The sequence below is a fragment of the Micromonospora sp. CA-248089 genome (genome assembly GCF_050948515.1).
Classification (GTDB): domain Bacteria; phylum Actinomycetota; class Actinomycetes; order Mycobacteriales; family Micromonosporaceae; genus Micromonospora.
This window is the reverse complement of record NZ_CP192016.1, coordinates 3,357,846-3,375,633: the sequence shown is the minus strand read 5'-3', so window position 1 is coordinate 3,375,633 and position 17,788 is coordinate 3,357,846. Positions and strand designations below refer to the sequence as shown.

Here is a 17,788-nt window from a genome sequence, read left to right as displayed (position 1 = left end):
CCGCTCGACACCATGTCGATTCGACTCGACACGGTGTTGACTGCGGTCGACGGCGATGGATAGTGTCCGGTCCACCGCCGGTGCGAACGGGAGAAACCGATGGCCGCAGACCACGTCGACGTCCTCATCGTCGGGGCCGGCCTGTCCGGCATCGGCGCCGCCGTCCACCTCGGACACGAATGCCCCGGCAAGACCTACGCGGTGCTGGAGGCCCGGGGCGCCATCGGCGGCACCTGGGACCTGTTCCGCTACCCGGGCATCCGCTCCGACTCCGACATGTACACCCTCGGCTACTCGTTCAAGCCGTGGACCGACCCGAAGGCCATCGCCGACGGCGACTCCATCCGGGCGTACGTGCGCCAGACCGCCCGCGAGTACGACGTGGAACGGCACATCCGCTTCCACCACCGGGTGGTGCGCGCCGAGTGGGACAGCACCACCGCGCGCTGGACCGTCCACGCCCACCGCGACGACACCGGCGAGGACGTCACCCTCACCTGCGGGTTCCTGTTCACCAACTCCGGCTACTACCGCTACGACTCCGGCTACACGCCGCGGTTCCCCGGCGTCGAGCGGTACGCCGGCACGCTCGTGCACCCGCAGCACTGGCCCGAGGACCTGGACTACGCCGGCAAGCGGGTCGTGGTGATCGGCAGCGGCGCCACGGCCGTCACACTGGTCCCGGCCATGGCCGAGCGGGCCGCGCACGTCACCATGCTCCAGCGCTCACCCACGTACGTGATCGCGCTGCCCTCGCGCGACCCGTTCGCCGACGCCGCGCGGCGCTGGCTGTCCCCGAGGACCGCGTACGCGGTGGCCCGGTGGAAGAACGTCACGCTCGGCGTGGCCAACTTCCAGCTCAGCCGCCGCGCCCCCGGTGTGGTGAAGCGGTTCCTGCGCCGCGCCGCGAAGGGCCGCCTGCCGTCCGGGTACGACGTCGACAGGCACTTCTCGCCCCGCTACAACCCGTGGGACCAGCGCCTGTGCGTGGTGCCGGACGGGGACCTGTTCGCCGCGCTGAGCGCCGGGCGCGCGTCGGTGGTCACCGACACCATCGACACGTTCACCGAGCGGGGCATCCGGCTCGCCTCCGGTGAGGAGCTGCCCGCCGACGTGGTGGTCACCGCCACCGGCCTCAACCTGCTCGCGCTCGGCGGCATGACCCTCGCCGTGGACGGCGCCGAGGTCGACCTCGCCTCGACGGTGGCCTACAAGGGCATGATGCTGTCCGGCGTGCCGAACTTCGCCATGACCATCGGCTACACCAACGCCTCCTGGACGCTCAAGGCCGACCTCGTCGCCACGTACGTCTGCCGGCTGCTGCGTCACCTCGACGACACCGGCCGGCAGATCGTCACGCCGCTCGCCCCGGACACCGACGACCTCGAACCGATCATCGACCTGAAGTCCGGGTACGTGCTGCGTGCCGTCGACCAGCTGCCCAAGCAGGGGCCGCAGGCGCCGTGGCGGCTGCACCAGAACTATCCCCGCGACGTACGCCTGATGCGGCACGGCCCGCTCACCGACGGCGTACGGTTCGACCGCGCCGGCCGACCCGCCGCGACGGCCACCACCTCGGGAGGAACCGATGCGTGACCTCGTCCTCCCCGGCGGCACGGCGGTGCTCACCGGCGCGGCGAGCGGCATCGGCGCGGCGCTGGCGCACGGGCTGGCCCGGCGCGGCGCCGACCTGGTGCTGCTCGACCGGGACGCCGACGGCCTGGCCGCCACCGTCGCCGCGATCCGGGCCGCATACCCGGACCGGCAGGTGGAGACCCACGTGGTCGACCTGGCCGACGCCGACGCCACCGACCGGGTCGCCGCCGAGATCCACCGCGCGCACCCCCGGATCCGGCTGCTGATCAACAACGCCGGCGTGGCCCTGGGCGGGCGCTTCGACGAGGTCACCCTGGAGGAGTTCCTCTGGGTCATCGAGATCAACTTCCGGGCGGTGGTGCGCCTGACCCACGCGCTGCTGCCCGCGCTCAAGGCCGAACCCGGCGCCCACCTGGTGAACGTGTCCAGCCTGTTCGGCCTGATCGCGCCCGCCGGGCAGGCCGCGTACGCGGCGAGCAAGTTCGCCGTGCGCGGCTTCACCGAGGCGCTACGGCACGAACTCGTCGACGACGGCATCGGCGTCACGTCGGTGCACCCGGGCGGTATCCGCACCCGGATCGCCGCCAGCGCCCGCGTGGGCAGCGGCGTCTCCCGGGAGGAGTACGAGGCCGGGCGCAAGCAGTTCGAAAAGCTGCTGACCATCGACCCGGCGGTCGCCGCCGAGGTGATCCTGCGCGGGGCGCAGCGACGCCGCGGCCGGGTGCTCATCGGCTGGTCGGCGAAGCTGCCCGACCTGCTCGCCCGCGTCGCGCCGGCCGGATACGGCAGGGTGCTCGCCCTGGGCATGCGCCCGTCCCGCCCGGCGGCGGCCGTCACCGAGGCGCCGGCGCCACGGACCGAGGCGCCCGCCGGCCGGGCCGGCGCCGACGTGCCGGTCGGCGGGGCCGAGGTGCCGGTCGGCGGGGCCGAGGTGCCGACCAGCGGGGCCGACGCGCCGGTCCCGGCCGCCCGGACCGGCGAGGAGGCCGCGCGGGAACCCGGACGCACGGCGTGACAGTGGCCCTGCCGCCGGCCGGCGAGCGCACCGTCGACGGGCGGCGCGTGCGTTGCCGGATCAGCGGCGACGGCCCGCCCGTGGTGCTGCTGCACGGCATCGGCCGTACCCTCGACGACTTCACCGCCCTGCACACGGCGCTGGCCCGCGACCACCTGGTGCTCGCGGCGGACCTGCCCGGGCACGGTGGCTCCGCGCCGCTGGACGGCCCGCACACGCTTGCGGCGCTGGCCGCCGCGGTGGCCGGCTTCCTGGACTCAGCCGGGGTGACCGGCCCGGCGCACCTGGTCGGCAACTCCCTCGGCGGGGCGGTGGCCATGCGCCTGGCCGCCGACGAACCGCAACGCGTCGCCAGCCTGGCGTTGCTCAACAGCGCCGGCTTCGGCCGCGAGGTGACGGTGGCGCTGCGGCTGCTCGCGGTACGCCCGCTGGCCCGCCTGCTGCTGCGTCCCGATCCGAGGATCATCCGCCGGACCGAGCGGGCCATCTTCTTCGACCCGGCGTACGTCACCGAGGAGCGGCTCGCCCTCGCGCTCGCCGTGGCCGGGCAGCCGCACGCGGCCCGGGTGATGCTGGAGCTGGTCCGCGACCTGGGCACCTGGCGTGGGGTACGCCCGCAGTGGCGCACCGACCTGCTCGACGCGGTGGCCGCGCTCGACCTGCCCACCCTGCTCGTCTGGGGTGAGCGCGACCTCATCCTTCCCGCCGCGCACCTGGCGTACGCCCGCACCCGGCTGCCGGGCGCGCGCAGCCACCTGTTCCGCGACACCGGGCACATGCCGCAGATCGAGCGGACCGCCGAGGTGGAGGCGTTGCTGCGGGAGCTGTGGGCCTGACCGTGGCCCGCGCCACTGTCCCGGCCCGCGCCGGACCGCCCGGGCGACCGGGGGAGCAAGCTTAGATACATGACGCATCCCAGCCGGACCGCGCCGTCCGCCGCCGAGCGGGCGTACCGGCACCTCAAGCAGGCGATCCTCGAACAGGTCTACCCGGGTGGCCAGCTCGTCAGCGAGGGCGAGATCGCCGAGGCGACAGGGGTGTCCCGCACGCCGGTCCGGGAGGCGCTGCTGCGGCTGGAGACCGAAGGGCTGGTCCGGCTCTACCCGAAACGCGGCGCGCTGATCCGGCCGGTGTCGGCCCGGGAGATCGCCGACGTCATCGAGGCGCGCCGGCTGGTCGAGCTGCACGCCGCCGACCGGGTCTGGCCGCGCCGCGCCGCGCTGCGCGCCGACCTGGCCCGCCGGCTGGACGAGATGCGCCGCGCCCACGCCGCCGGTGACCTCACCGCGCTGATGGCCGCCGACCGCTCGTTCCACGCCGCGGTGGTCGAGGCGGCCGGCAACGAGATCCTGGCCGAGCTGTACCACCGGCTGCGCGACAGGCAGCTGCGGATGGGTGAGGCCAGCTTCCGGCTCTCGCCCGGCTGGGCCGAGGTCGCCCTCGCCGAGCACGCCGGTCAGCTCGCCGCGCTCGACGGCGACGACCCGCAGGCGTGGCACGACGCGGTCGCCGCGCACATCGACACCGCCGCGCGGATGCTCGGGACGCTGCGGTGAGCGGCGGTCGCCGGCCCGCCGCCCTGGTGTACGCGGTAGCCGTCACCGCCTACCTGACGGCCGTGTTCCACCGCAGCTCCCTCGGCGTGACAGGGGTCGACGCGGCGGAACGCTTTCACATCAACGCCGCCGCGCTCGCCACGTTCTCCGTCGCCCAGCTCGCCGTCTACGCCGCCATGCAGGTGCCGGTCGGGGTGCTGCTGGACCGCTACGGCTCGCGCCGGCTGCTGCTGGCCGGCGGCGCGCTGATGGTGGCCGGGCAGCTCCTGTTCGCCGTCGCCACCGACGTACCGGCCGCGGTCGCCGCGCGGGTGCTGGTCGGCCTCGGTGACGCGATGACGTTCATCAGCGTGCTGCGCATCGTCGCGTTCTGGTTCCCCGGCCGCCGCAACCCGCTGCTGGTGCAGCTCACCGGCACCGTCGGCCAGCTCGGCGCGGTGCTCGGCGCCGTACCCCTGGTGCTGCTGCTGCACCGCGCGGGCTGGACCCCGGCGTTCCTGACCGCCGCCGCGCTCGGCGCGACGGTGCTGCTGATGGTCCTCGTCGCGGTACGCGACACCCCGCACGCCGAGCACGCCACCGCGCTCGCCCCCGACCTGGCCACGGTGCGCCGCCAGCTCGCCGACGCCTGGGCCGAGCCGGGCACCCGGCTGGGCCTGTGGACGCACTTCGTCACGCAGTTCTCCGGCTCGGTGTTCGCGCTGCTGTGGGGCTACCCGTTCCTGGTGCAGGGACAGGGCTTCTCACCCACGGCGGCGGCCGGGCTGCTCACCCTGATGACGATGGTGACGCTCGTGTGCGGGCCGGTGCTCGCACACCTGTGCGGCCGCTACCCGTTCCACCGCTCGGTGCTGGTCTTCGCCATCACCGCCGCCACCGCCGGGATGTGGGCGGTGGTGCTGGCCTGGCCCGGCCCGGCGCCGCACGCGTTGCTGGTGGCGCTCGTCGTGGTGCTCGCGGTCAACGGACCCGGTTCGATGATCGGGTTCGACTACGCCCGCACGTTCAACCCGGTGCACCGCATCGGCAGTGCCACAGGCATCGTCAACGTCGGCGGCTTCGTCGCCTCGATCGCGCTGATCCTGGCCGTCGGCCTGGTGCTCGACCTGGCCACCCCGGCCGGGCGGGACGCGCCGCCGCTGTCCGCGTTCCGCTGGGCGTTCGCCGTGCAGTTCCTGCTCTGGGCGCTCGGCGCGGCGCAGGTGCTGCGCTACCGCAACGCCGCCCGTCGCCGGCTCGCCGGCGAGCGGGCCGTCGCGGCGGCCCCGGCGACGGCCTGAGGACGCGGGCAGCCCGGCGCGACCGGCTCAGGGCCGGTGCCGCACCAGCGAGTCGAGCACCAGGGTCAGCCCCGCGCCGACCAGCCACACGTCCTTGGCCAGGCCGATGCCCTCCTGGCTCGGCCGCAGGCTGGTGCCCTCCCGCATGCCGGGCGTCTTCAGGTAGAGCTGCACCAGCCCGGCGCCGAACGCGGTGAGCGCGGCCCCGGCCAGCAGCGACGGCACGAACGGCGCGAGCAGCGCCGCGCCGAGCGCCGTTTCGCCCCGGGACAGCAGCTTGGCGAACCGGTCCGGCGGGATCTGCCGCAGCTGCGGCATCGCGCCGACCGCCATGCCGTGCATGCCCGCGGCGGCCTCGCCCTCCAGGGCCCGCTTGCCCAGCCCGGAGTTCAGGATGTACGCGCCGATGGCGACCCGCAGCGGCGCATGCGACAGCCTCATGATCACTCCCGTCCCACCAGGTAGAACCGGCACACCGGGTACCCGGTCATGACCAGGACAATCCGGCGGCCTTCATTGGTTCGCGGGTCATGATCAGCGGTAGGTTCGGGGTGCAGAAGCACGCAACAAGGGAGGCACTGTGAGCCAGGAAGTCCGGGGAGTCGTGTCGCGGCGCAAGGGCGCGCCCGTGGAGGTCACCACCATCGTGGTGCCGGACCCGGGGCCGGGCGAGGCGGTGGTCCGCATCCAGTCGTGCGGCGTCTGCCACACCGACCTGCACTACCGCGAGGGCGGCATCAACGACGACTACCCGTTCCTGCTCGGCCACGAGGCCGCCGGCATCGTGGAGCAGGTCGGCGACGGCGTCACCGACGTGGCCCCCGGCGACTTCGTGGTGCTCAACTGGCGCGCGGTCTGCGGCCAGTGCCGGGCCTGCCGCCGCGGGCGCCCCTGGTACTGCTTCGCCACCCACAACGCGACGCAGAAGATGACGCTCACCGACGGCACCGAGCTGACCCCGGCGCTCGGCATCGGCGCGTTCGCCGAGAAGACGCTCGTGCACGCCGGGCAGTGCACCAAGGTCGACCCGTCGGCCCGGCCGGCGGCCGTCGGCCTGCTCGGCTGCGGCGTGATGGCCGGTCTCGGCGCGGCCATGAACACCGGCAACGTGACCCGGGGCGACTCGGTCGCGGTGATCGGCTGCGGCGGCGTCGGCGACGCGGCGGTGGCCGGCGCGGCCCTGGCCGGCGCGACCACGATCATCGCGGTGGACACCGACTCCCGCAAGCTCGACTGGGCGCGCAAGTTCGGCGCCACCCACACCGTCAACGCCTCCGAGGACGACGCGGTGGAGGCCATCCGCGCGGCCACCGGCGGCTTCGGCGCCGACGTGGTGATCGACGCGGTCGGCCGTCCGGAGACCTGGAAGCAGGCGTTCTACGCGCGCGACCTGGCCGGCACCGTCGTGCTGGTCGGCGTGCCGACCCCGGAGATGACCGTCGACCTGCCGCTGCTGGACGTCTTCGGCCGCGGCGGCGCGCTCAAGTCCAGCTGGTACGGCGACTGCCTGCCCAGCCGCGACTTCCCGATGCTGACCGAGCTGTACCGGCAGGGCCGGCTGGACCTTGACGCCTTCGTCACCGAGGAGATCGCCCTCGACCAGGTCGAGGAGGCGTTCAACCGGATGCACCACGGCGACGTGCTGCGCTCGGTGGTGGTCTTCCCGTGACCGCCCGCGTCGACCACGCCGTCACCTCCGGCACGTTCTCGCTGGACGGCCAGACGTTCGACGTGGACAACAACGTCTGGGTGATCGGTGACGACGCCGAGTGCGTCGTCCTCGACGCGCCGCACGACGTGGCCGCCATCCGCGAGGTGATCGGCGACCGGCGGGTGGTCGCGATCGTGGCCACCCACGCCCACGACGACCACGTCCGCGTCGCGCCCGAGCTGGCCCGGGCCACCGGCGCGCCGGTGCTGCTGCACCCGGCCGACCGGGTGCTGTGGGACATGGTGCACCCGGACACGGCACCGGACGGCGAGCTGACCGACGGGCAGACGATCAGCGTCGGCGGCACCACGCTGCGGGTGCTGCACACCCCGGGCCACAGCCCCGGCGCGTGCAGCCTGTACGCCCCCGACCTGGGCGCGGTCTTCACCGGCGACACCCTGTTCGCCGGTGGACCGGGCGCGACCGGCCGGTCGTACAGCGACTTCGGCACCATCGTCGAGTCGATCCGTACCCGGCTGCTCACGCTCCCGCCGGAGACGGTGGTGCACACCGGGCACGGCGACGACACCACGATCGGCGCCGAGGCGCCGCACCTGGACGAGTGGATCGCCCGGGGCCACTGAGGACACGCCCGAGCGGGCCCGGCCGGAGTGATCCGGTCCGGGCCCGCTCGCGCGTCCCGGCCCTGGCGGGGCGCCGTCCCGGCCGGGAAACCGGGTGGCCGCGCGATGTCGGGCCCGGTGATACTCGGGCCCGTGCCCGTCGCCACCCTCACCGACGCCCAGTCCGCCGCGCTGCGCCACGTCCGCGACGTCGCGCTGCGCGACCGCCCGGCGGCGCTCGCCGTCATCGCCCGCCACCTCGCCGCCTCCGGCACCACCTACCGGTACGAGGAGGTCGTCGCCGCGATCACCGGGTACGGGCGGCTGACGCTCAACTTCCACCCGGACCGGGTGCTGCGCGACGGCCGCACAGTGGTCGAGGCCCTCGAGGAGGAGGGCGTCTACCGCAGCCAGTTCGAGACCGGCATCTCCAACGGCGGGCTGACCGCGTATCCGGGCGGCGACCGGGACGTGTGGGAGCAGGCGATGTTCGGCGGCGCGTACCAGCGTGCCGGCGTTCTTCCGGCGGAGCGCCCGAAGTACGGCGGCCTGAACCTGCTCGACCACGCCGACGGCGCGTGCCCCCGGTTCGGCTCCTGCCACCTGCGGCTGCGCCCGGAGGTGCTGGCCCGGGCCACGTTCACCTTCGGTGACAGCCACGTCGAGCCCACCGAGTTCGGCACCGTCGACGTCTTCGAGCCGGTGTTCGCGGCGCTGCTGACCGCCACCGCCGGTACCGGCGTCGCCCTAGGTGTGGCCGGCACGGACACCGGCACGCTGCTGCGGGCGTTGCTGCGCCGCCGGGAAGGGGAGTCCGGCCGGGTCGGCCGGGCGCTGGACGACTACATCGAGGCGCAGGTGCACGGCGAGATCAACCTGTCCCGCGACGTCGAGGCGCTCGTGGTCGACCCGTCGTTCCGGGGCACCGACGTGGGACGGCGCCTGGAGGGGATCGCCGCGCGGCACGGCCTGGCGCTGCGCTTCCACCCCGGGTTCGTGCTGCCGGTCGACGGGGTGGACGCCGAGTTCCGCGGCCCGGACATCCCGCCGCTGGCGGTACGGGTGGCAGCCGAGTTCGGGCGGCCGGGGGAGCAGCTGCACGCGGCGCTCGTCGGCCGGGCCGCCGCGTCGGTGGTACGCGAGCCGCAGCGCTGGGCCGACCGGGGGCCGGCGGCGGTAACCCTGCAGCACCTCAAGCAGCTCTGGCACGTCCTGGTCCGGTTCGGCGGTCCGGCCTGATCGTCCCGGTCCGCCCCTGAGCGGCCCTGCTGCCCGGAATCCCGGGTGACCTGGACCGCAGCCTCGGCCCTGCCCGGCATTTCCGGAATGACCGACACTGCGGGCTCGTTGTGTCCCCCGTACCGCCGGAACCCAAACACCTACCCGGCGGTAGTCCCTCGAGGGGCGCTCACCCCGGAGCGCGTCGTAACGATCGAAAGGGCAACCATCGTGAAGCAGCACTTCACTCGATGGCTCCCCGCCATCGCGAAGACCGCCGTGGCGAAGAACGCCGTCACGAAGACCGTCGCCGTCGCCAAGAACCGCCGTGCCGCGCTGAGCGTGGCGGGCGTGGCCGTCCTGGGCGGCCTGGCCGTCGGACCCGTCGCCGTGGCCGCACCGGTCACCAGCGGGCCGCACGCCGGCGCCAAGGCCGCCATCGACCTGGCCACCGGCAAGAAGACCTCCACCGAGGCGGTCAAGCCCGGCCAGACCACCGGCCTGGACAAGGTGCCGACCCGGGCCGACCGGCCGGCCAAGGAGAAGCTCGTGCCGCACGGCGTCGAGGGCGCGCAGTCGCGCATCCCGCTCGACGACGCGCAGCTCGACAACGCCAAGGCTATCGTCGAGGCGGCCAAGGAGACGGGCGTGGGGGAGCGGGGCGCCGTGATCGGCGTCGCGACCTCGCTGCAGGAGTCGAAGCTGTACAACCTGGGTCACCTCGGCGCGTACAACGACCACGACTCGGAGGGCCTGTTCCAGCAGCGCCCGTCGTCCGGTTGGGGCACGTCCGAGCAGATCACCGACCCGGAGTACTCCAGCAAAGCGTTCTTCAACGCGCTGAAGAACGTCGGCGGCTGGCATGAGCTGCCGCTGACCACCGCCGCGCAGACCGTCCAGGTGTCCGCCTACCCGTACGCGTACGCGCAGTGGGAGGAGCAGGCGGCGGACATCGTCCAGCAGGTCTGGTGACCCACCCGTAGCGAACGGCCGGCCCCTCCCGGGGGCCGGCCGTTCTCGTCGATCTTGGACTTCTGGCACCTCGCAGACCTCGGATAACGGACATCCTGGGCGCCACAACTCCAAGATCGGCGGGGAGGGGGCGGGATGGGCGGACCTGTGGGCGGGGTGTCGGGTTCGGCTGTGGTGGGCGGCACTCCGTGGGCGGAATCGGGGGCGGGTGGGCGGCGTTGTAACCCGGTGCGCGACCGCAGCGGCGCCACCGAGCGCCCGACGGGAATGGCCCGGGGCCGCCGGTCGTTGCAGATGCGCCCGGCACGCCCCGCGCTGCCGGATCCCCCGAGAACCTCATGAGCGCCTGACGGTGCCCGCGCATCCCCCCGATGCGTCGACCCCCGAACGGAGCCCACCATGAACACGATCCTGCGCAAGAGCATCCTCGGTATCGCCGGTCTCGCCTTCACCGGTGGCGTGTTCGCCGGTCCGGTCGCCGCCCACGCGGCGGAGACCGCCACGCCGGCCGCCGTCGCGGTCCAGGGCGTGAGCCCGCAGGGTACGCAGTCGCACGTGGACCTGAACGACGAGCAGCTCGCCAACGCCAAGGCCATCATCGCGGCCACCAAGAAGGCGGGCATGCCCGAGCGGGCCGCGGTCGTCTCGATCGCCACCGCGCTGCAGGAGTCGAAGCTGGAGAACCTGGGTCACCTGGGTGACCGCAACGACCACGACTCGCTGGGCCTGTTCCAGCAGCGGCCGTCCAGCGGCTGGGGTACGCCGGAGCAGATCACCGACCCCGAGTACTCGACGCTGGCGTTCCTCAAGGGCCTCAAGCAGGTCGACGGCTGGCAGGACATGCCGCTGACCGAGGCCGCGCAGACCGTGCAGGTCAGCGCCTACCCCGACGCGTACGCGCAGTGGGAGAAGCAGGCCGCCGAGATCGTCGCCGAGCACTGGAACAAGTAAGACCCACACGAGAGGCCGGCACCCGATCCGGGTGCCGGCCTCTCGTGTGCCCTCAGCCGCTGTGCGCGGCGAGCCACGACAGCACCGGTTCGACCACCGACGGGTCCAGCGGCTGCTTCGCCTCGTCCCGGTACGCCCGCAGCGACGGCGGGCCGGGCAGGCGGCGCAGCACGTGGGTGACGTCGGGCAGCACCTGGGTCTGCACCGGCCCGCCCGCGTGCGCCGCGACGACCGGCAGGTCCGCCGGGGCGGTCTGGAGGTCCTTGTCGCCGGTGAGCGCGAGGATCGGGGCGTCGATCCGGGCGAGGTCCGGCCGGGGGTCGTAGCGCAGGAACTCCCGGAACCAGCGGGCGTTGAGCCGCTGCCCGCCGACCCACGCCACGTCCTTGTCGGTGGCGAGGATCTTCTCGTGGTTGCGGGTCACCTTCGCCACCAGGTCGGTGCGGGTGAGCCGGAGCACCAGGCGTACCGGCGCGGGCAGCGTGGGCAGCAGCCGCCCGGCCTGCCAGCGCAGCACCTCGGCGCCGGCGCGTCCCGGCGCGGAGAGCAGGACCAGTCCGGCCACCGGGACGCCGCGCGCGGCGAGCGCGACAGCGGTGAGCGCGCCCTCGCTGTGCCCGACCAGGAACATCCGCCCGGCGTCCACGGCCGGGTCGTCGCGCAGCGCCGCGAACACCGCTGCCGCGTCGTCGACGTTGTCGTGGAAGCCGGTACGCAGGAACTCGCCGCTGCTCTCGCCGACGCCCCGCCTGTCGTACCGGGCGGTGGCGATCCCGGCTCCGCTCAGCGCCGCGGCCAGGTGCCGCTGGATTCCCAGGGGCAGGCGGCGGTGGTCCCCGTCGCGGTTGATCGGCCCGGAGCCGGGCAGCAGCAGCGCCACCGGGTGCGGCCCGGCGCCGTCGGGCAGCGTGAGCGTGCCGGACAGCCGGTGCTCGCCCGAGTCGACGGCGAGCGGACGGTCGATCGTCACGGCAGCACCGCCGCGGCCAGGGCGGTGGCGTCGTCGGCGCCGATGAGCAGGGAGTCGTACGCCTGGCCGGTGAGGGTGATGCGGACGGCCGGCTGGCCGCCGCGGACGCTGACGAACTCCTTGCCGGCCCGGCCGCGCCAGGTGCCGACGTTGCGCGTGCGGGGGACGCCGAGGCCGGGTGCCCGGATGCCACGGGTGGCGCGCGCCCCGTCGGGCACGACGACGGCGCCGGTGACGGCGGATCGGGGGAACGACAGGTCGCCGCGCAGGGCCCAGATCTTCTCGGCGGGGGTCAGCCGGACGTCGATCCGGTCGGGGGTGAGGTCGATGGTGGCCATCGGCGAACTCCTCGCTTCTGTTATCGTCAGTGAGAACATTACCGGAGGCGATAACAAAAAGGGGAGCCACTGTGGCACTCGACACCGTGGAGCTGCTGATGCACCCGGTCCGGCTGCGCATCGTCCAGGCGTTCCTGGGCGGCCGTACGCTCACCACCACCGACCTGCGCACCGAACTGAGCGACGTACCGCCGGCCACCCTCTACCGGCAGGTCGCCACGCTCGCCGACCACGGCGTGCTGCACACGGTGGCCGAGCGGCGGGCCCGCGGCGCGGTCGAGCGCACCTACCGGCTCGTCGAGGCCGCCGCGTCGGTCGGCCCGGACGAGGCACGGGCCATGAGCCCGCAGCGGCACCGGCAGGCGTTCCTCACCTTCGTCGCGGGTCTGCTCGCCGACTTCGACGGCTACCTCGACCGCGGCGACGCCGACCTGGTCCGTGACGTGGCCGGCTACCGGCAGAACGCGTTCCACGCCACCGACGCCGAGACCGCCGACTTCGTCACCCGGCTCCGGGAGTTGTTCGCCGAGTACGCGTCGCTCGGCCCCGGACCCGGCCGCACCCGGCGGCTGCTCACCACAGTGCTGCTGCCCGCCGCCGATCAGGAGCGGCCCGCGGACCGCCGGTGACCGAGCACGATGTCCGCCACGGCGGCGCCGAGCGCCAGCACCACGATCCCGGCGGCGAGCAGCAGTGAGTGGCGGAACGCCGTACTCCAGTCGCCGCGGTCGTCGGCGAGTGTGGAGAAGAACAGCGCGCCCACCGCGGCGATGCCGGCGGCCGACCCGATCCGCTGCCCGGTCTGCAGCATCCCGGCGCCGCTGCCGGCCATCGGCACCGGCACCTCGGACAGCGTGAGCGTCTGGTTCGGCGCGATCACCAGGCCGCTGCCCAGCCCGGCGACGAGCAACGGCAGCGCGGTCCGCAGCGGCACGTTCTCGTGCGGCCCACCGGCCAGCACCAGGTCGGTCGCGACCAGCCCGACCACCACGGCGAGCAGGCCGATTCCCACGAGCGGACGGCCGTACCGGGTGACCACCCGGCCGCCGAGCGCGGAGGCGAGCGCCGAACCCAGCGCGAACGGGGTGATCGCCAGGCCCGCCACCAGCGCGCTGTAGCCGAGGCCCATCTGGAGGTAGAGCGTGAAGATGAAGAAGATCGCGGTGAACCCGGCGAAGTAGATCAGGCCGATCAGCGCCCCCAGCGTGTACGAGCGCACCGTGAACAGCCGCAGGTCGAACAGGGGCTGGGCGCGGCGGGCGTACCGGTGCTCCCAGAGCGCGAACCCGGCCAGCAGCAGCAGGCCGACGGGGATCAGGAGCCACTTGCCCGGGCCCCGCCACTGCTCCCGCTGCACCAGCGGCAGCAGGATCACCGTCACCCCGGCGCCGAGCAGCAGCACACCGACCGGGTCGAGCCGGCCCCGACCGGCGGGATTCGTCGCCCGGGCCGGCATCAGCCGCCAGCCGAGCAGCATCGCCACGATCCCGACCGGAATGTTCACGAAGAACACCCACCGCCAGCCGTGTTCGGCGCCGCCGAGCTCGATGAGCAGCCCGCCGAGCAGCGGGCCGACGGCGGTGGAGATGCCGATCGTCGCGCCCAGCAGCCCGAACGCCCGGCCCCGGTCCGCGCCCCGGAACAACTCCTGGATCATGCCGCTGACCTGGGGGTTGACCACACCGGCGGCAGCGCCCTGGACGAGCCGGGCGACGACCAGCCACTCCGGCGAGCGGGCCAGGCCGGCCAGCGCGCTGGTCAGCGTGAACAGGCCCACCCCGACCACGAACGCGGTACGCCGCCCGCGCGCGTCGCCGAACCGCCCGGCCGGCACCAGCACCAGGCCGAACGTCAGCGCGTACCCGGACAGCACCCACTGCAGGTCGCTCGGCGTGGCGTGCAGCGCCCGGTCGATCGACGGCACCGCGACGTTGACGATGCTGACGTCCAGCAGCGTCATGAACGCCGCGATCAGGCCGACGCTCAGCGCGCGCCAGCGGCGCCGGTCGTCGTACCCGGTGGCAGGCACCGCCGTCGACGACCGGCCCTCGCTCATCGTGCCCCCCACTGACCGTCGATCATCCGACTCCGATCGCTACCCGGCACCCGGTGGGGCAAACGACCCGATCACGCCATCTGGCGCGCGCACCACCGGGGCCCGAAGTCCAGGCCGGACATCGGGGAGTCCTCGCGATGCAGCAGCCCTCGCTCGGTGAGCGAGTGCAGCGGCTCGCGCAGCTCCTCCTCGGTCATCCCGGTCTCCTGGGCGATCAGGTCCGGGTAGGGGACGTGTCCCTGCACCTCCAGCGCGGACACCGCCTGGTAGACCCGTTCCTCGACCGCAGACAGCTGGACCTGAGGCATCGCTTCCCTCCTCGGCGTGGACCGCCCGACCCGCGGACGGCCGGCGACCGGCGGTTACCCGGGCGGGCGGCGATGATGCCCACCCGAACGACTGTCGTACCGGCGCTCCCGCGAAACGGTGCCCTAGGCTGCACCAGTGATCATCTGGGATCTGGTCGTGGTCGGCGGCGGGCCGGCCGGACTCTCCGCCGCGCACGCCGCCGCCCGGGCCGGCGTCCGCACGCTGGTGGTCGAACGGGCCACCCATCCCCGGTACAAGACCTGCGGTGGCGGCCTGATCGGCACCTCGCTCGTCGAGGCCGCCGACCGGGTCGAGGTGCCCGCCCACGACCGGGTCGACCGGGTCACGTTCACCCGCGACGGGCGACGCGCGTTCACCCGCCGGCACCCCGCGCCGCTGGTCACCATGATCCGCCGGGAGGAGTTCGACGACCGGCTGCGCGCCGCCGCCGTCGCCGCCGGGGCGCAGGTCCGCGAGGGCGTCGCGGTCCGCGCCGTCGAGCAGGACACCGACGAGGTACGCCTGCGTCTGGCCGGCGGCGAGACGGTACGCGCGCGTGCCGTGATCGGCGCGGACGGCTCCTCGGGTGTGACGGCACGCCACGTCGGTGTCCGTTTCCGCCAGGTCGACCTCGGGCTGGAACTGGAACTGCCGGTGGAGGGCGCCGAACGGGAGCGCTGGCGCGGCCGGGTGCTGCTCGACTGGGGGCCGCTGCCCGGCTCCTACGCGTGGGTGTTCCCCAAGGGCGACCGGCTCACGGTGGGTGTCATCTCCGCCCGGGGCGACGGCGACCGCACCCGCGCCTACCTGCGCGACTTCACCGCCCGGCTCGGCCTGTCCGGGGTGACGCCGGAGCACGACTCCGGTCACCTGACCCGCTGCCGCACCGGGGACTCTCCGCTGCGCCACGGCCGGGTGCTGGTCGCCGGGGACGCCGCCGGGCTGCTGGAACCGTGGAGCCGGGAGGGGATCAGCTACGCGCTGCGCTCGGGCCGGCTGGCCGGTGAGGCGGTGGCCGCCGGTGACCTCGACGCGTACGCCCGGGAGGTCGACCGGCGGCTGGTACCCGAGATGCGCGCCGGGCACCGGCTGCTGGAGACGTTCGAGCGGCGGCCCGACGTGTTCCACGCGATGCTCGCGAGCCCGCCCGGCTGGCGGATGTTCGTGCGGTTCTGCCAGGGGCGGGCGAGCTTCGCCGAGATGCTCGACCGGCGGCCCGTACGCGCCGGGCTGGCGCTGCTCGACCGCCTGCCCGCGAGGGCGCGGGCAACCGCCGGTTAGCCTGACCCGGTGACCGACTGGGATCTCGTCTGCGAGCGCGACTACGCGGTGCCGGACGGCCGCGACCTGGACGACCTCGTCGCCGAACTCGCCGCCGCGCTGCGCGATCCCGACCCGGCGGTCCGGGACGGCGCACCGTACATGGTGCTGCGCACCTGGACAGCCCGGGACGTCATCGACGCCGACCACCGGGCGAAGCTGGGCGCGATCATGGCCGAGCGGTTCACCGACCCGGAGATCCAGGCCCGCACGTTCGCGCCGCTGGTGCTCGACATGATCGTCAGCCGGGGTGACCTCGATCCGGCCTGGCTCACCGCGTTCCGCGCCTGGTACCCGGCCGAGACGGACCTGCGCGGGTACGACGCGAAGCTCGGCTGGCTGCACGCGGTGGCCCACGGCGCCGACCTGCTGGCTGGACCCGGTCGCGGCGAGCTACGCCGCGCTGCCCCGGGGCACCACCCCGGCCCACGCCTCGAACAGCATGCGGACGCTGCGGGCGCTCTACGTGCTGCTGGACACCGGGATCGGGCTGCGCCGCCACGACGAGCCGCTGCCGCAGCCGCACCGGGACGCGGTCAAGGCACGCCTGGCCGAGGTGCTCGCCCCGGTCTTCCAGCACGGCTGAGGAGCCCCGGTCAGGGGACGATGACGGCCCGCCCGTGCACGTCGCCCCGGCGCAGTGCCTCGTACGCCTGCGGCGCCTCGGCGAGGGGGAACGTCTGCACGTCGGCGCGCAGCCGGCCGTCGCGGGCCAGCGCGATCACCTCCTGCAGTTCGGCCCGGGTGCCCCAGAACGGCACCACCACACCGGCCTCGAACGGCACCGGTGGCGGCTCGTCGGCGACCGGCCGTACCGGCAGCGTGCCGCCGGCCAGGCCCACCAGCAGGATCTGCCCGCCGGTGGCGACGACCTGACGGGCGGTGTCCAGTGTGGGCTGGGCGCCGACGAAGTCGAGGACCACGTCCGCGCCGTCCGGTGGCGGCCCGACCAGCTCGCGGATCTTGTCCACCGCGTCCGGGCCGGCCTGCACCGTGTGGTGGGCGCCGAGCCGGCCGGCCAGGTCCAGCGCCGCGGTGCTGGTGTCCACCGCGACGACCCGCACCGCGGTGGTGGCGAGCAGGATCTGCAACCCCATGTGCCCGAGCCCGCCGATGCCGATCACCACGCAGGTCGTGCCGGGCCGCAGCCGGGGCCGGGCCAGCTCCACCGCGTGGTACGGGGTCAGCCCGGCGTCGGTCAGCGGCGCCGCCTGGGTCAGGTCCATGTCGCCGATCGGCAGCAGCCGGGACACCGGCACCACCACGTACTCGGCCAGCCCGCCGTCGCGGCTGAGCCCGATGCCGCCGACCGGGGTGACCCGGCACCGGTTCTCCTCACCCCGCAGGCAGGCCCGGCACCGGCCGCAGCCGATGATCCCGTAGACCGCGGCCCGGTCGCCGGGCGACCAGCCGTCCACCCCGGCGCCGACCGTGTCGACGGTGCCGGCGATCTCGTGTCCCAGCGTCATCGGGGTCGGGAACACCCCGGCCGGCGCCTCGAGGATGTGCAGGTCCGAATGGCAGGCCCCGACCGCGCCGATGCGCAGCAGCACCTCACCGGGGCCGGGCTGCGGTGTGGGCACCTCCGTGTGCTCCAGCACCCCGGGTGCGGTCATCCGTACTGCGCGCATGTCTCCTCCACCTCGTCGGGTCGTCGCGGCGGCATACCCGTGCCGTGACGGTTGATGCGCTGACGGGAGGGGCGGGCGCACAATGCGGTCATGACCGAGCCGGCCGAGTCGTTCACCGACGAGGAGTACGCGTTCCTGCGGCACGTCCGCTTCGGCGAACTGCCGGCCCGGGTACGCCCGGACGACCTGACGGGGTCCGTGGAGACCGAGACCCCGCCGGACCGGCCGGACCCGGTCGGCGGGGAGTCGGAGTGGCACCTGCGGGCGGGCGGCTGACGAGGCCCGGGCACCCGCCCGGACCC

20 protein-coding genes and 1 pseudogene are annotated in these 17,788 nt (G+C 74.3%); 15 read left to right on the top strand and 6 right to left on the bottom strand.

Going from position 1 to position 17,788, the window contains the following annotated elements; translation table 11 throughout:
- Positions 1–99 precede the first annotated feature (99 nt).
- From ACQP26_RS16100 to ACQP26_RS16080, 5 genes are all read left to right on the top strand, one after another.
- Complete coding sequence (locus tag ACQP26_RS16100; protein ID WP_433493234.1) at positions 100–1,596, top strand: flavin-containing monooxygenase; 1,497 nt, start codon at positions 100–102, stop codon at positions 1,594–1,596.
- Positions 1,589–2,611 carry an SDR family NAD(P)-dependent oxidoreductase gene (locus ACQP26_RS16095; protein ID WP_281577787.1) on the top strand — a complete coding sequence of 341 codons (1,023 nt, stop codon included), beginning with the start codon at positions 1,589–1,591 and terminating at the stop codon, positions 2,609–2,611. Before ACQP26_RS16100 ends, ACQP26_RS16095 begins: the two co-directional genes overlap by 8 nt.
- Positions 2,608–3,447, top strand: a complete 840-nt coding sequence (locus ACQP26_RS16090) for an alpha/beta fold hydrolase (protein ID WP_433493233.1) — start codon at positions 2,608–2,610, stop codon at positions 3,445–3,447. Before ACQP26_RS16095 ends, ACQP26_RS16090 begins: the two co-directional genes overlap by 4 nt.
- 69 nt (positions 3,448–3,516) lie before the next feature.
- The gene (locus ACQP26_RS16085; protein WP_269705988.1) at positions 3,517–4,167 is read left to right on the top strand and encodes a GntR family transcriptional regulator; all 651 of its coding nucleotides are present in this window, start codon (positions 3,517–3,519) and stop codon (positions 4,165–4,167) included.
- Positions 4,164–5,447 carry an MFS transporter gene (locus ACQP26_RS16080; protein WP_433493232.1) on the top strand — a complete coding sequence of 428 codons (1,284 nt, stop codon included), beginning with the start codon at positions 4,164–4,166 and terminating at the stop codon, positions 5,445–5,447. Before ACQP26_RS16085 ends, ACQP26_RS16080 begins: the two co-directional genes overlap by 4 nt.
- Before the next feature lie 27 nt (positions 5,448–5,474).
- On the opposite strand, the gene ACQP26_RS16075 is transcribed toward ACQP26_RS16080, so the two are convergent.
- The gene (locus ACQP26_RS16075; RefSeq protein WP_269705992.1) at positions 5,475–5,888 is read right to left on the bottom strand and encodes a hypothetical protein; all 414 of its coding nucleotides are present in this window, start codon (positions 5,886–5,888) and stop codon (positions 5,475–5,477) included.
- A gap of 139 nt (positions 5,889–6,027) precedes the next feature.
- On the opposite strand from ACQP26_RS16075, the gene ACQP26_RS16070 reads away from it, so the two are divergent.
- From ACQP26_RS16070 to ACQP26_RS16050, 5 genes are all read left to right on the top strand, one after another.
- Entirely contained in the window at positions 6,028–7,116 is a 1,089-nt protein-coding gene (locus ACQP26_RS16070) for an S-(hydroxymethyl)mycothiol dehydrogenase (RefSeq protein WP_073829418.1), read from the top strand.
- Positions 7,113–7,742, top strand: coding sequence for an MBL fold metallo-hydrolase (locus ACQP26_RS16065; protein ID WP_433493231.1), 630 nt, complete (start codon positions 7,113–7,115; stop codon positions 7,740–7,742). The genes ACQP26_RS16070 and ACQP26_RS16065 overlap by 4 nt, the downstream gene beginning before the upstream one ends.
- A 117-nt stretch (positions 7,743–7,859) precedes the next feature.
- A complete protein-coding gene (locus tag ACQP26_RS16060) occupies positions 7,860–8,960 on the top strand; it encodes a DUF3626 domain-containing protein (protein ID WP_433496150.1) in 1,101 nt (366 codons plus the stop codon).
- A gap of 210 nt (positions 8,961–9,170) precedes the next feature.
- Positions 9,171–9,911: a hypothetical protein gene (locus ACQP26_RS16055; RefSeq protein ID WP_269705996.1), complete on the top strand. Its 741-nt coding sequence runs from the start codon at positions 9,171–9,173 to the stop codon at positions 9,909–9,911.
- Between the two features lie 399 nt (positions 9,912–10,310).
- The gene (locus tag ACQP26_RS16050) at positions 10,311–10,862 is read left to right on the top strand and encodes a hypothetical protein (RefSeq protein WP_269705997.1); all 552 of its coding nucleotides are present in this window, start codon (positions 10,311–10,313) and stop codon (positions 10,860–10,862) included.
- A gap of 52 nt (positions 10,863–10,914) precedes the next feature.
- Here ACQP26_RS16050 and ACQP26_RS16045 read toward each other — a convergent pair whose 3' ends face one another.
- On the bottom strand, positions 10,915–11,832 hold the full coding sequence (locus ACQP26_RS16045; RefSeq protein ID WP_433493230.1) for an alpha/beta hydrolase family protein: 918 nt from the start codon (positions 11,830–11,832) through the stop codon (positions 10,915–10,917).
- On the bottom strand, positions 11,829–12,170 hold the full coding sequence (locus tag ACQP26_RS16040; RefSeq protein WP_433493229.1) for a hypothetical protein: 342 nt from the start codon (positions 12,168–12,170) through the stop codon (positions 11,829–11,831). The genes ACQP26_RS16045 and ACQP26_RS16040 overlap by 4 nt, the downstream gene beginning before the upstream one ends.
- Positions 12,171–12,241: 71 nt before the next feature.
- Here ACQP26_RS16040 and ACQP26_RS16035 point away from each other — a divergent pair, with 71 nt between their 5' ends.
- On the top strand, positions 12,242–12,799 hold the full coding sequence (locus ACQP26_RS16035; protein ID WP_433493228.1) for a helix-turn-helix domain-containing protein: 558 nt from the start codon (positions 12,242–12,244) through the stop codon (positions 12,797–12,799).
- On the opposite strand, the gene ACQP26_RS16030 is transcribed toward ACQP26_RS16035, so the two are convergent.
- Complete coding sequence (locus ACQP26_RS16030) at positions 12,772–14,226, bottom strand: MFS transporter (protein WP_281577793.1); 1,455 nt, start codon at positions 14,224–14,226, stop codon at positions 12,772–12,774. The genes ACQP26_RS16035 and ACQP26_RS16030 overlap by 28 nt on opposite strands.
- Positions 14,227–14,297: 71 nt before the next feature.
- On the bottom strand, positions 14,298–14,534 hold the full coding sequence (locus ACQP26_RS16025; RefSeq protein WP_013286401.1) for a hypothetical protein: 237 nt from the start codon (positions 14,532–14,534) through the stop codon (positions 14,298–14,300).
- A 136-nt stretch (positions 14,535–14,670) separates the two neighbouring features.
- Between ACQP26_RS16025 and ACQP26_RS16020 the strand changes: the two genes are divergently transcribed.
- From ACQP26_RS16020 to ACQP26_RS16010, 3 genes and pseudogenes are all read left to right on the top strand, one after another.
- Complete coding sequence (locus ACQP26_RS16020) at positions 14,671–15,816, top strand: geranylgeranyl reductase family protein (RefSeq protein WP_281577794.1); 1,146 nt, start codon at positions 14,671–14,673, stop codon at positions 15,814–15,816.
- Positions 15,817–15,957: 141 nt separating this feature from the next.
- Positions 15,958–16,170: pseudogene (locus tag ACQP26_RS16015) on the top strand (DUF2785 domain-containing protein); the annotation flags it as partial.
- A gap of 127 nt (positions 16,171–16,297) precedes the next feature.
- On the top strand, positions 16,298–16,441 hold the full coding sequence (locus ACQP26_RS16010) for a hypothetical protein (RefSeq protein WP_281577795.1): 144 nt from the start codon (positions 16,298–16,300) through the stop codon (positions 16,439–16,441).
- 10 nt (positions 16,442–16,451) lie between these two features.
- Here ACQP26_RS16010 and ACQP26_RS16005 read toward each other — a convergent pair whose 3' ends face one another.
- Entirely contained in the window at positions 16,452–17,486 is a 1,035-nt protein-coding gene (locus ACQP26_RS16005; RefSeq protein ID WP_433493227.1) for an NAD(P)-dependent alcohol dehydrogenase, read from the bottom strand.
- A gap of 90 nt (positions 17,487–17,576) precedes the next feature.
- Here ACQP26_RS16005 and ACQP26_RS16000 point away from each other — a divergent pair, with 90 nt between their 5' ends.
- The gene (locus ACQP26_RS16000) at positions 17,577–17,762 is read left to right on the top strand and encodes a hypothetical protein (RefSeq protein ID WP_269706014.1); all 186 of its coding nucleotides are present in this window, start codon (positions 17,577–17,579) and stop codon (positions 17,760–17,762) included.
- Positions 17,763–17,788 lie beyond the last annotated feature (26 nt).